Source organism: Nocardioides sp. (assembly GCF_047602075.1).
Lineage (GTDB): Bacteria > Actinomycetota > Actinomycetes > Propionibacteriales > Nocardioidaceae > Nocardioides.
The window spans coordinates 1,429,073-1,440,468 of the sequence record NZ_JASGIF010000002.1 but is presented as its reverse complement, the minus strand read 5'-3'; the positions used below and the strand labels follow the sequence as shown (position 1 = coordinate 1,440,468).

Genomic DNA, 11,396 nt, shown 5'->3' with positions numbered 1-11,396 from the left:
CTACGCGCGAAGTTCCTCAACCAGCCCGCCGACCTCGGCACCAAGAAGAAAACCAACCCCGGCGGCAGGGCCGGCGGGGCCAAGAAGAGCAACACCGACAACGGGCTGACCTCCACCAAGGCAGCCGTGAACGCATAGGAAGGACCCGATGGGTGGTCTGTTCGTGATGGCGCTGGGGGTCTGGGTGCTGGTCCAGGTCCTCGGCGGCGACGCGCTCGGCCGGCTCGGGCTGGTCGCGTGAGCTGGCGCGGCGTGTTCGCCGGGGTGCTGGTGCTGGTCGCGCTCGAGGCGGTGCTGCGCACCAACGCCTCAGCCAACCGGTTCGTCGCGATGCTACAACTCGGTCGCCGGCGGCATCGAGTGGCTGATGGACCCCAGCGTCCCGGCCATCCCCGACCTGGCCGGCCGCGGCACCCCCGACCTGCTCTCCGGGCTCGGCGGCACGGGCGGGCAGAAGGGCAAGGGCGGATCCGGTGGCTCGGGTGGGTTCGCCGGCGGTGAGGGCGGCGGCGCCGGCGGCGGCGGGTCCTGGTAATCGACAAGCAACCAAGACGAAGAGGGAGGCCGGGATGAAGACGGCACTGAAGTACGGCGGCGGGGCTGATCGCGCTCTACCTGGTGGTCGCGCACGGCACGCAGTTCGGCAAGGCCGCGCGCGGCGGCGCGGCCGGCGCGAGCAACATCATCAAGACCCTGCAGGGCCGCTGAGATGGGGTTCCGCAACCAGATCACCCGACCGGTGGCCGACTTCACCGTTGACCCCAACCGGCCGGGCGTGGACGTGTTCCGTGACGTCATCACCCGAGTGCAGGGGTTCTTGGTGCCGGCGATGGTCGGCGGCGACACCAACCCGGGCCTGCAGTTCTTCGGCTATGCCGAGTCCCCCCAGGAGTTCCGCGGGGTCGCTGCCCGGGTCACCACGCCCTCGGTGCTGCCTGACGGCACCGCCGACCTGGCCGACGCCGCGACCGCCGACCCGATGGGTGACCCGATCCACAAGATCTTCGCTGACCGACTCCGCCGGCGGATCACATGAGCGCCGGCCCGGAGAAGGTCTTCCCCGCCGACCCCGCCAGCTCGAACAGCTCGAGCGAGCTCGGGCGGCTCGGGGCGCTCCCGGGCACCATCGGGGTCGGGAAGCTCCGGATCCGCAAGCGCACCGCCGCGATCACCGGCGCCCGTGGCCGTGGTCGCCGGCCTGATCGCCGCCAACCGCAACCCCGCCGACGACACCGAGGAGGCCGACGGCGAGGGCTCGACCGCGATCCTCGACACCACCGACACCGACGTCTACAACGACCTCCAGGGTGCGATCGAGCAGCTGACCGACGGGCTGGGCGACCGGCCCCGCCCACCCAAGCCCGGCGGCGGCAACGGCGGAAGAGCACCGCGGCAACAAGCCCGGCCCCCGCGGCGGATCGGGCACCAAGGGCAACACCTACCGAGTCGGCAAGGGCGACAAGCTCAGCGTGATCGCGAAGAAGTTCAAGATCTCCCCGGTCCGGCTGTACCACCACAACCGGAAGGTGATCGAGGCCGCGGCCCGTGCGCACGGTCGCAAGTCTTCCCAGGCCGGCCGCTACCTCTACGCCGGCACCGTGCTGGAGATCCCGAAGAAGAAGTAGCCGATGGCCAGCTTGTCATACGCCCAGGTCTACGGCCTGGCGCGCGGCGCCGGGCTGGGCCGTGACGCCGCGATCACGGCCACCGCGGTCGCGTTCGCTGAGTCCGGCGGGAACAGTGCCGCGGTCGGTGATGTGAACCTGCAAGACGCCACCTGGGGGCCCTCGATCGGGCTGTGGCAGATCCGGTCGATGAAGGACGACCGCGGCACCGGGAACGTCCGCGACGCCACCCGGCTCAAGCAGCCGAGCTTCAACGCCAGGTCGATGGCGACGATCTCGAGCAACGGGCGCGACTTCGGGCCCTGGTCGGTCTACAAGTCCGGCGCCTACCGGGCCCACCTCGCCGCGGCCAGGAAGGCCGCTGGCGGCTCGTCCGGCCCCTGGCCCGACGTTCCTGCCGCCGGCGGCGCCACGGGCGCCGCAACAGGCTCTGGTGGCGGCTCTGGCGGCATCAGGGCACCGCACCCGACCCGAGGTGATACCCAGACCGCCGGCTGGGACTGGTCCCCGCTGCCCGGCGACGACGGGCTGCCCGGCTACTTCGATGACTTGCTGGGCGCAGCTGGTGACGAGATCCGCGGCGCGGTCCTCCAAGGCGTCGTGCTGGCCTCGCTGGTCGCGCTCGGCGGCACCCTGATCGTGCTCGGCGCCTGGCGGGCGGTCCAATGAGCTGGCAGCTGGGCGGGACCAAGCCGTGGGTGGCGGCCGCGGGCCGCGAGATCGGCCACAAGTTCGGGGTGGGCACCATCTACGGGCTCGGCTCGAGGCCCACCGCCGGCTCGGACCACCCCAAGGGCCTGGCGCTGGACTTCATGACCGGATCCGGGACGCCGATCGCGAACTACGCCAAGGCCAACGCCGGCCGGCTCGGGGTGACCTACGTGATCTGGCGCCAGCACATCTGGTCGGTCGCCCGCTCGAGCGAGGGGTGGCGGCTGATGGAGGACCGAGGTGACCCGACCTCGAACCACATGGACCACGTGCACGTCAGCTTCCAGGCCACGGCCCCAGCTGGCGGCGGTGGGGTGAAGTCCGGGGCCGGCGGCGGCGCCCCCGGTCCCGGCAGCAGCACCGGCACCAGCACCGGCAGCGGGGCTGGTGGCGCGAAGGGCGGCAAGAGTGGGTCGGGGTCGGGACCGAAAGGCGCTCAGAACGCCGCTGACACAACTGTCTCGATGTCGAGCTTCATTCTCGGTGGGGTGGTGTCCCCGATGAGCAACGCGATCGTGCTCGGGGGGGTCTTGTTCACCGGCGTCGCGCTGATCGCGGTCGGGCTGGCACGGATCACCAAGCCGCTGACCGACCAGGCCGCCGAGGCCGGCACCCAAGCCGCCATGGTCGCCGCCCCCGAACTCAGGGCCGCCGGCCTCGCTGCCGGCGCCACAACGAAAGGCACCAGCAGATGAGCGAACAGTCCGAACTCGACGCCCAGATCATGTTCACCGAGTGGCTCGAGACCCTCCGCACCCAGGTCATCGAGTCGGTCAACGGCGTCGCCCTGCACGGCTCCCGGCCCGTCCCTGTCGGCGCCGGCGTCACCCGACTGGCCACCAGCCCCACCAGCCTGGTCGGGTTCGCGCTCCGCAACACCAACGCCGGCGTGAGCACCCTGCTGCTGCGCGACGGGTTCGACGCCACCGGCGAGGTGATCGTCCCTATCACGCTGGCGCCCGGGGAGTCCGTGCGCGACTGGTTCGGCCCCGCCGGCGTCAACCTCTCGATCGGGCTCTACGCCGAGCTGACCGGCTCCGTGGACGGCGCGGTGTTCCTGCGGGGTGCACAGTGAGCTCGAGCGGCGTCGTCGGCGGCGGTGGCGGCGGAAGCCCCTACGAGCTACGCGGCGCCGGAAGCCCTCAAGGTGTGGTCGCCGCCCCGGTCGGCTTCTACTACACCGACGAGGCTGGCACCAACGGCGCGGTCCGCTGGGCCAGCTTCGAGGGGATCGGGACCACCGGCTGGCGCTGCATCGCCGGCGACACCGGCCGGCGTCAGCTCGACGCGCTCCTGGTCAACGGCTGGACCGTTGACATGCACATCTACGTGCGCCGAATCAACGACCAGGTCGAGTGGCGATTCGAGGGCATCAACGGCGCCGCTCGCACGCACAACGTGGGCGGCGCCGCCGAAGACTTCCTGGCCCACATCAACGGGTTCCGGCCCGCGATCCAGCCCAGCGGCCAAGGCAACGGGTTCGGGATCCCGCTCAACACCGGCTCGTTGGTGCTGCTCAACCACCACCAGTCCGGCTACTGGCGAGCCGATGGCCCGGTCTACAACGCCTGGGACTCCGTGAGGCTGCTCACCGCCGATGACTGGCCTGCCGCGCTGCCCGGGGTGGCTGGGTGACCGCCATGGACGTCTTCTGGGTAGCGGTGACCGTGCTCGTGGGGCTGGCGGTGACCGCGCTGTGGCGTGCGCTCGCGCGGATCGCGCAGCTGCCCGAAGCCGTTGACAAGCTCCGCGAGACCGTCGAGCACGCCGTGGAGCGCTACCGGGACCACGAGGCCCGGCTCCGGGCCCTCGAGGTGCCCGCCCAACAACAGAAAGCAGGACGACGATGAAGTCTCAGCTCGACCTCCTGGTGCTCGCCGCCCTGACCGCGCTCGCGCTGATCGCGGTGGTGGTCCTCGCGCTCGCCGGCGTGGCGGTGCCCGATGTGTTCGGGTACGTGGTCGCGGCCTGCATCGGCGCGGTCACCGGGATCACCATGCCCAAGCGCCGAGGCGGCTCGCAGTGAGCAGGGCCCGCAAGCCGTTCATCCCCGACCGGCAGGTGGCGCTGTGGATCGGGTACGGCGGCATCATCATCGGGGCGGTCGCGCTGTGGGACGCCTACGAGGGCCGCGGCCGGCGGCGCCCGTTCGCGACCAAGCTGCTGCCCGGCGGATAACCCCCGTGCCCCGCACGCACCTGCCCACCCAGCTCGCGCCGGCCTCGGCGTGGCTGATCGAGGACTACCGCCGCGCCGCGGTCCGCTCCCAACCGGCCGCCGGCGGTCTCGCCCAGGTCGAGCTGCCCCAAGTCCCGCAAGACGAGCTGTGGCTGGTCGAGCGGATCGTGGTGCACTGCACCTCGAGCAACCAGACCGCCGCGAGGCTCTACCTCGACAGCATCGCTCCGGCCGGCGTGCTCGACGGCTCGAGGGCGGGGAACTTCGACGTGGCCGACCAGGGCTCACCCATCCAGGTCCCTGGCGGGTCGGTGCTGATCTGTCAATGGACCGGCGCCGACAACAACGCGGTCGGCACCATGCGGGTCCAATACGTCGTGCTCAAGCAGCGCCGCTAGGCCAGCGCCACCCAGAAGAACCCGACCGTCTGGCCGGCGTCGGCGACCGCGTTGGTGGTCACGTTGCGGGCCTCGAACCACAGGGTCGTCGCGGTGTTGCTGCCCCGCATGTTCAGCATCCGCCAGTTCGCCGTGGTGGTCACCGGGCCGGTGAGCACCGCCACCGGAGCACGGCCCAGGTCGTGTGCGACCGAGACCTGCCCCGAGGCGTCCGTGGTCGGGTTGACGAAGCCGAAATCGACGGCCCGCAGACCCCTCGAGCCGTTGAGCACCAGGCCGTCACCGGTGGTGTGGATCCCGACCTTGTCGGCGTAGGCGTCGAGCTGGTTCCACGACCCGTCAGCTGCGGCCGAGAGGATCAATGAGGCGTTGCCGGCCGGGTTCTCGCCAGGGCCAGCCAGGAGCAGCTGATAGGAGTCCGGCGCAAACACCCGCGCGGCCGACAGCTCGGCCGGGAAATCTGAGGCCGGGTTCGTGAAGTAGTTGATGATCCCGCGGCCGGCGACCTCAGCGATCTCGACCCGGTTGCCGGTCTCGGCGGTCTTGATGATCGCACCCACCAGCTTGTCAGCCACCAGCTCACTGATCGCGGTCAACGGGTTACGAAACCCCACCTCGGTCTCCTCCTGGTGCTCACTGCTCGGCGTGCTTGTAGCCGGCGCTGATTGGCAGGGGTGGGCACCGGTAGGCTCGTGCGCGCGGGCGTCATAGAGCAGGTACCAGTGCGGGCCCCGGGCGCGGGTCTCGTCCAGCGCGCGGTTGAGGTCGCCGGGCGGGACGCCGATGCCGGCGGCGACGCGCTCGCGGTCGCGCGGGTGCGGGAGGTCGTAGATCACCACCCGGTCGGCCTGGGACAACAGCAGCGGGTCGATCGTGACCGGCCGCGGCGTGCACGCGATCAGGGAGGCGTACCAGTGCCGAGACTGCTGCAACAGGGTGCGAGCTGACGGACCGGTGCGGCCGGCGGGGAACACCTCGCCGGCCTCGTCCACCCACAACAACACCCTGCGGTGCTTGGGATACAGGGCCAGGCCCACAGCCCGGTCGAGATCCTCGCGGTAGGTCTTGCTCGAGGGGTCCGCGATCCAGCGGGTGGTCTTGAAGTCACCCTTGCGGATGCCCTCGGGCAGCTGGGCCGGCAGGGTGCGGATCGTGGTCGCTCCCGGGCCCGGATCGGCGTCGCCGGTCGGGTCGATCACGAACTTGTCGATGTAGGGCCAGCTAATGAAGACCTCGCGGGCGAACACCGACTTGCCCGACCCCTTGCGGCCGATCACCAACAAGATCTGGTTCAGGTCCGGGTTGAGCAGCGGGAACGAGACCGCATCGCTCACAGGGCAACCTCGTCGGGCTGCTCGGGCTCGGCCTCGTGGGGCATGTCCCCGGCGAAGGCCTGGTAAAGCTGGGTGCGCTTGACCCGCTGCTTTACCACGTAGCCGAGCAGACCGATCGCCAGACCGATCAGGTCGGTCACGTCAGGGTTCTCCGGGCCGTCGCCCATCCGCCTCGAGGCCAGCCCGGCCAGCGGGTCACCGATCGCCTTGGCGTCGTCGTCATCGGGCACCCACAGCTGCGCCTCCCGCTCGGGGGTGCCCGGGCGGGTCAGCAGCTCGGCCACGATCCCGCCGGCGGTGTGCACGCCGGCCCGGAACGGTTTGAGCAGCTGCTTGCGAGACCTAATCCAACGGACTCTGGAACCGGAACCGGCGTCGGCGCCGAGGTTCGGGCTCGCGTTGAGAGGGCCCGACAGTGGGTCCGGGCTCGGGATCTCCTCGCTCGGGGGCGGGGTCGCCTGGGAGAACAGGCTCGCCCCCGGCCCCGTCGTCTCCGCCGGCGGGAGCGGGTCGCTCAGGTCCGGGTTCGGGATCGGCAGATCGCTGCTCACGCTTGGGGACGGGCACATCGTAAGAGACCTCTTTCACCGGGGCGGCCGGCGCAGCGGGAGGGGTCGAAGCTCCCGCCGCGCCAGCCTGATTTGTGGGGTTGGACTCAGTGGCACGCGAGGCCGGCACCCGCCTGGCCGTCACCGTCAGCTCACAACCCGGCTCAGCGCACACGCCGGTCCAGGTCACCCGCTTCGGCGCGCCGTGGGTCTCGGTGACATGCCCAGCCCGGCAGGTGCCCCGCACCAGCGGGCCACGCCGAGACGCCGGCGCTGATTCAGTGCTCACGCGTCCGATACTCAGGGCAACCCGGGGTGTTCCCCCAGGCAATCACCCGCCGTGTCGTACCAACTTCCCCAAGGAGTACTCCATGACCACCGTGCTCGAGGACCTCGACGGCCTACCCGACCGGCTCCGCACCTCAGCGGCTCGAATCGCTGACCTCAACCAGCAGCTCCACGACGAGACGGTTCGCCGCAACCAGCTGATCGTCCAAGCCGTCGACGAAGCCGGCCTCCCCCAACGTGTCGTCGCCATAGCCGCCGGCATCAGCCCGCCCCATCTGACCCGGATCCTCGCCGCGAACTAGCGACGGTCGGCCTCGAGCTGGCTGCTTCCATCGCGGCCCTGATCGAGGCCGGCGCGACCTCGGTGTAGATCGCGGTCGTCTCGGGCTTTGCATGCCCGAGCAGCTCCTGGACCGCGCGCAGGTCGTGGGTGGCCGCGTACGTGACGGTGCCGCACCGGTGGCGCAGCGTGTGGGTGGTCAGACCCTCGGGGAGCCAGGCGGAGATGACCTTGCCGAGGTGGTGCGGGGTCAAGTGCCCGCCGTGCGACGAGGGGAAGATCCAGCCCGCCGGCTGCTTGAGCAGAGCCGTCGCCACCTCATCGGTGATCGGGACCAGGCGCTCGTTTCCGCCCTTGCCGATCACCCGGAGCACCTGGCTGCCGGTCACATCGGTCACGACGTCCTCGCGGCGTACGCGTGCAAGCTCGCCGCGGCGCAGGCCACACACCCCGCCGAGCAAGATCGCCAGCCTCGCCCGTGGGTCGGCGTGATCGACCGCCCACCAGTAGGCGTCCTCCGGAGTCGGCCTGGGCTTGGCTCTCGGCACTCGGATCGGTGGTTGCGTGTGGGCCGGGGAGCGCCGCGCACGACCGGTCAGCATCGCCCAGCTGTAGAACGATCGCAGGCTCGAGCGGTAGGCCTTGCGAGTGTTGGGCTTCCAGTCGTGCGCTGCGAGCCAGTCGGTCAGCTGCTCGGCCGTCAGCGCCTGAGGGGTTCCGCCCAGCTCGCGAGCGATCCGGCCCACGTGATACAGCCGCAAGTCGATGGTGCTGGGCGAGGTGCCGGCAGCCTTCATGTACTTCGACCACGCCCGCAGATCGCGGACCCAACTACCCCCGAGACGTTCCCACGCCTCCAACCTAGACCGAGCTATGCCCGGCCGTCAGGCCCGGTCTGGACCGGCCGACTGGTGCGACTTGGCCCAACCACACCCGGGATACCACAGCTCGTCCTCGAGCCTGGCGATCTCTCGCCGGCCGTACGCGAGGCGCTCCCGCAACAGGGCACGCACCTGCTCGAGATCCTCGAGCGACTCGACAGCTTCCAGCTCGAACAGCGCTTGGCTCAGAGCCTGTTGTACGGCTAGCTGTCGGTTCAACGCCGTCCGGAGCCTCACACAACCCATCCTGGCAGCCGCGGAACACTCAAAGCCACACCAGCCCGGGTCGGCGCGCCGCCGCGCGCTCCAGCTCGACCATCAGGCCGTCCAGCAACGTCTTGACGCAAGCCGGGCACCACGCCGGCGAGAACGGGTCGTCAGCTCGGTAGCGCTCCCACCGCGGCGGGAGTGGTAGCCCACTTCCACGTCCAGTTGAGAGGCCAGGCCCACCTACTCGACCCCACTCGACCTTGCCGCACCGATCACAGGTCCAGCTTCGGGCCTTCATGCGGCACGACCTTGCAGGTCAGCGCGATTTGCTTCTAGCCAGCGGGTTCGGGGTTCGAGTCCCTGATGGCGTACCACAGTGATCTGCCGATCAGGGCAGACTCACCTCGGCGAACACCGGACGCCCGACCTCGGGGTCGTTGAGCAGTCGGGTCAGGTCGGAGGTGTTGCGGGAGACCGACACCAGCAGATGACCTGGCGCGGTCGGGATCTCGGGATGGGCCAACGGAGCGTACTGATACTCCCCGGTGTCGAAGCCAGCGGGCGCCTTGAGGGCCTGGTGCGGCGCGAACGGACCAGTCGGCTGGGAGGACACCCAGGTGTAGACGAAGTCGCCGAGGTCGCCGCCACGCTTGGAGACGACCACGAACTTGCCCCGGGTGTAGTTGACCGACAGGGTCTGGGAGACCCCCTCCTCGGCGCTGATGACCGGCGACGCCCGACCTCGATCCGACTGCCACCGGCCTCCGTCCCAGAACTGCCACTTCGACCGATCCCGGGGGTTGCTCTGCGGCGCCCGGGCGGCGTATAGCGCGTGGCCGAAGACGCCGGCCTGCCCGGTCAGCCTGCTGCCGTAGACGTAGAACCAGGGGCCGTGGACCATCGCGGCCGCGCCCCAGTTGACCTGGTCCTCGGCGCCGTTGTCGGGCGTCACCTCGTAGACGTCGACCAGCGTCGGCACTCCGCCACGTTCGACGGTGAAGATCGCGGCACTGGTGCCCCGGAACTGGAAGTCCATGGTGCCGCCGGTGCCACGCTGGGTGCGCGCACACAGAACAACGAGGACCTCGGTCCCGGCCGGGACCTTGCCCGCGTGGTCGAGGGGGGCCACCGACATCGGCCAGCGCACCTGCGTCGAGGACACGTCGGGGATGATCGGGCCGTCGTCCGACGTCGTGAGCTGCGACACGCACCGGTTGGACGAGACGAGCATCGAGTTCGCAACGATGCGTGGCTGCAGCGCCGAGCTGCGCACGGTGTCCCCGAACACCCACACCAGACGCCCGTCGGCGAGCTTGACGCTCGCGCCGATGTCCGCGGCCTGCCATCCGGCCAGGTCGGTGGCGGCCACCACCCGGTTGACGAGCTTGGCCGTCGCCGGCCGGTCCGGCGCGACCGGTGCCGGGCAGGATGGCACGAGGCGGTAGCCCACCGTCGAGGATGGCTCATCGGCCGGCGGCCCCTTCCCCGAGCAGGCGCTCGTCAGGGTGAGCACGACGAGGAGACCGACAGCGAACCGTCGGCCCCGGCGCCTCATGCCTCGACGGCCTCGATCCGGCCACTGCCGACCGCAGCAGCCAGGTCCGCATGGTCACGCTCGGTCTGGTCGGCGTAGGTCTCGGCCAGATCCGCTAGTGCCCGGTCGAACTCCTCGGTGTCCCCGAGGTAGGCGGCGATCGCGATCCGGTCACCGGTGCGAGCATGCGCGCGAGCCAGCGTCCAGCCACACAAGGTGCCGTACTTCGCCATCTTCCCCGGGCCCAGCCGGGAGACGTCCACGGCAAACTTCCAGTCCCGGAGTTGCCTCAGGTAGTAGTCGACCGGCGCATTCCCCCGTGCCGACACCCGCTGCCAGCCCAGCAGGATGTCACCCACCGCCTGCATCAGCCGCTGGCCCTCGACGACTCGCTCACCCTGCTCGTCGTGCTCGCTGTCACCGAGATAGTCGGCCAACACCGATCGGTTGGCCTGCTTGGCCTGCAACAGCAGCGGATCGAGACCATCGCGTGGCTCCATCAGCAAGATCCAGGCGCGGGTGCCGACACTGCCTACGCCGACGACCTTCCGGGCGACCCTGGTCAGATGGAAGTTCTCCAACAGACGGCGACGATCGGGCGTGAGAGTCTCGGCGTACCGAGCAACGAGGTCGCGCAAGAACGCATACAACTCGTCGACCGCCATCTCCCCGGCCAGATCTTCGATCGGCACGATCAGGGGCGGGTCGCTGATGATCCGTCGCTCACCGTCGACCGTGCGCGACAGCTTGGCCAATGCCTGGGTGCTGTCGCGCGTCATCGCCTTGGCCACCTGGGAGCGCACTCGGCGGACGGTCTTCTTCGACAAGGAGTGCTCGAAGTCCTCGAGCGTCTGCGCGACGTCGAGCCTGGCGTACCACACGTCCAGCATGGGCTGGGCGGCGAAGGTGGCCATCGTGCGGCGGTACGCCGACACGGTCGTGCGGACCACCTTGCGGCGTTCCTTGGCGGTGAAGCCGTTCTCCCGACCGGCGACCGCCATGCTGACCGCCAGCCGTTTGACGTCCCACTCGAACGGGCCTGGCAGGGTCTCGTCGAAGTCGTTGAGGTCGAAGACGAGACGGCGCTCCGGTGAGCCGAAGGCGCCGAAGTTGGACAAGTGGGCATCGCCGCAGAGCTGCACCCGAAGACCTGAGGATGCTGTCGTCGATAGGTCGGCGGCCATCGGCAGCGCCGCCCCTCGATAGAACGTGAACGGCGAGACGAGCATTCGGCCATGCCGCACCGGGACGAGCTCTGGCTCGCGGTCGGCGTTCTGGGAGTCCAGCAGACCGACCACGTCACGATCCGGGCCGAACTCGATCGTGCCGTGCGACTCGAGGGGTGCCGACGATCGGGCCGCCGATCCCGTGGCCACACTGCGTTCCCGTTCGTCGACCATGGTGCTCCG

The 11,396-nt window shown here is 70.1% G+C and carries 19 protein-coding genes; 12 read left to right on the top strand and 7 right to left on the bottom strand.

The features are described 5' to 3' along the window. The first annotated feature begins 367 nt into the window (after window positions 1-367). Both QM714_RS19675 and QM714_RS19670 read left to right on the top strand, forming a co-directional pair. Window positions 368-535 (top strand): hypothetical protein, encoded by a 168-nt coding sequence (locus QM714_RS19675; protein WP_415103021.1) that lies wholly within the window; start codon window positions 368-370, stop codon window positions 533-535. Between the two features lie 174 nt (window positions 536-709). Beyond that, window positions 710-1,036 carry a hypothetical protein gene (locus QM714_RS19670; RefSeq protein WP_415103020.1) on the top strand — a complete coding sequence of 109 codons (327 nt, stop codon included), beginning with the start codon at window positions 710-712 and terminating at the stop codon, window positions 1,034-1,036. Between the two features lie 132 nt (window positions 1,037-1,168). Here the strand turns inward: QM714_RS19670 and QM714_RS19665 are convergent, their stop codons facing one another. Then, a complete protein-coding gene (locus tag QM714_RS19665) occupies window positions 1,169-1,438 on the bottom strand; it encodes a hypothetical protein (protein ID WP_415103019.1) in 270 nt (89 codons plus the stop codon). Between the two features lie 31 nt (window positions 1,439-1,469). Here QM714_RS19665 and QM714_RS19660 point away from each other — a divergent pair, with 31 nt between their 5' ends. The 9 genes from QM714_RS19660 to QM714_RS19620 are packed head-to-tail and all read left to right on the top strand — an operon-like array spanning window position 1,470 to window position 4,912. Further along, window positions 1,470-1,625: a hypothetical protein gene (locus tag QM714_RS19660; protein ID WP_415103018.1), complete on the top strand. Its 156-nt coding sequence runs from the start codon at window positions 1,470-1,472 to the stop codon at window positions 1,623-1,625. Between the two features lie 3 nt (window positions 1,626-1,628). Next, window positions 1,629-2,294, top strand: coding sequence for a hypothetical protein (locus QM714_RS19655; protein WP_415103017.1), 666 nt, complete (start codon window positions 1,629-1,631; stop codon window positions 2,292-2,294). Next, the gene (locus QM714_RS19650; RefSeq protein ID WP_415100899.1) at window positions 2,291-3,031 is read left to right on the top strand and encodes a hypothetical protein; all 741 of its coding nucleotides are present in this window, start codon (window positions 2,291-2,293) and stop codon (window positions 3,029-3,031) included. Before QM714_RS19655 ends, QM714_RS19650 begins: the two co-directional genes overlap by 4 nt. Further along, window positions 3,028-3,411 carry a hypothetical protein gene (locus tag QM714_RS19645; RefSeq protein ID WP_415096376.1) on the top strand — a complete coding sequence of 128 codons (384 nt, stop codon included), beginning with the start codon at window positions 3,028-3,030 and terminating at the stop codon, window positions 3,409-3,411. Before QM714_RS19650 ends, QM714_RS19645 begins: the two co-directional genes overlap by 4 nt. Further along, window positions 3,408-3,971: a hypothetical protein gene (locus QM714_RS19640; RefSeq protein WP_415103016.1), complete on the top strand. Its 564-nt coding sequence runs from the start codon at window positions 3,408-3,410 to the stop codon at window positions 3,969-3,971. Before QM714_RS19645 ends, QM714_RS19640 begins: the two co-directional genes overlap by 4 nt. Further along, on the top strand, window positions 3,968-4,186 hold the full coding sequence (locus QM714_RS19635) for a hypothetical protein (RefSeq protein WP_415096372.1): 219 nt from the start codon (window positions 3,968-3,970) through the stop codon (window positions 4,184-4,186). The genes QM714_RS19640 and QM714_RS19635 overlap by 4 nt, the downstream gene beginning before the upstream one ends. Next, a complete protein-coding gene (locus tag QM714_RS19630) occupies window positions 4,183-4,362 on the top strand; it encodes a hypothetical protein (RefSeq protein WP_415096370.1) in 180 nt (59 codons plus the stop codon). The genes QM714_RS19635 and QM714_RS19630 overlap by 4 nt, the downstream gene beginning before the upstream one ends. Then, a complete protein-coding gene (locus QM714_RS19625) occupies window positions 4,359-4,514 on the top strand; it encodes a hypothetical protein (protein ID WP_415096368.1) in 156 nt (51 codons plus the stop codon). The genes QM714_RS19630 and QM714_RS19625 overlap by 4 nt, the downstream gene beginning before the upstream one ends. A gap of 5 nt (window positions 4,515-4,519) precedes the next feature. Beyond that, the gene (locus tag QM714_RS19620; RefSeq protein WP_415096366.1) at window positions 4,520-4,912 is read left to right on the top strand and encodes a hypothetical protein; all 393 of its coding nucleotides are present in this window, start codon (window positions 4,520-4,522) and stop codon (window positions 4,910-4,912) included. Here QM714_RS19620 and QM714_RS19615 read toward each other — a convergent pair. Together QM714_RS19615 and QM714_RS19610 are read right to left on the bottom strand one after the other, a co-directional pair. Further along, window positions 4,909-6,246 carry a hypothetical protein gene (locus QM714_RS19615; RefSeq protein ID WP_415103015.1) on the bottom strand — a complete coding sequence of 446 codons (1,338 nt, stop codon included), beginning with the start codon at window positions 6,244-6,246 and terminating at the stop codon, window positions 4,909-4,911. The two genes, QM714_RS19620 and QM714_RS19615, sit on opposite strands and share 4 nt — an antisense overlap. After that, on the bottom strand, window positions 6,243-6,797 hold the full coding sequence (locus QM714_RS19610; RefSeq protein ID WP_415103014.1) for a hypothetical protein: 555 nt from the start codon (window positions 6,795-6,797) through the stop codon (window positions 6,243-6,245). The genes QM714_RS19615 and QM714_RS19610 overlap by 4 nt, the downstream gene beginning before the upstream one ends. 368 nt (window positions 6,798-7,165) lie before the next feature. On the opposite strand from QM714_RS19610, the gene QM714_RS19605 reads away from it, so the two are divergent. Next, window positions 7,166-7,384, top strand: coding sequence for a hypothetical protein (locus QM714_RS19605; protein WP_415103013.1), 219 nt, complete (start codon window positions 7,166-7,168; stop codon window positions 7,382-7,384). Here the strand turns inward: QM714_RS19605 and QM714_RS19600 are convergent. The 4 genes from QM714_RS19600 to QM714_RS19585 form a co-directional block, all read right to left on the bottom strand. Next, the gene (locus QM714_RS19600) at window positions 7,344-8,159 is read right to left on the bottom strand and encodes a tyrosine-type recombinase/integrase (RefSeq protein ID WP_415103012.1); all 816 of its coding nucleotides are present in this window, start codon (window positions 8,157-8,159) and stop codon (window positions 7,344-7,346) included. The two genes, QM714_RS19605 and QM714_RS19600, sit on opposite strands and share 41 nt — an antisense overlap. Window positions 8,160-8,246: 87 nt before the next feature. After that, window positions 8,247-8,480 carry a hypothetical protein gene (locus tag QM714_RS19595; protein ID WP_415103011.1) on the bottom strand — a complete coding sequence of 78 codons (234 nt, stop codon included), beginning with the start codon at window positions 8,478-8,480 and terminating at the stop codon, window positions 8,247-8,249. A 361-nt stretch (window positions 8,481-8,841) separates the two neighbouring features. Further along, on the bottom strand, window positions 8,842-10,008 hold the full coding sequence (locus QM714_RS19590) for a DUF4185 domain-containing protein (RefSeq protein ID WP_415103010.1): 1,167 nt from the start codon (window positions 10,006-10,008) through the stop codon (window positions 8,842-8,844). Next, complete coding sequence (locus QM714_RS19585; RefSeq protein ID WP_415103009.1) at window positions 10,005-11,387, bottom strand: DUF2252 domain-containing protein; 1,383 nt, start codon at window positions 11,385-11,387, stop codon at window positions 10,005-10,007. The genes QM714_RS19590 and QM714_RS19585 overlap by 4 nt, the downstream gene beginning before the upstream one ends. Window positions 11,388-11,396: the final 9 nt, after the last annotated feature.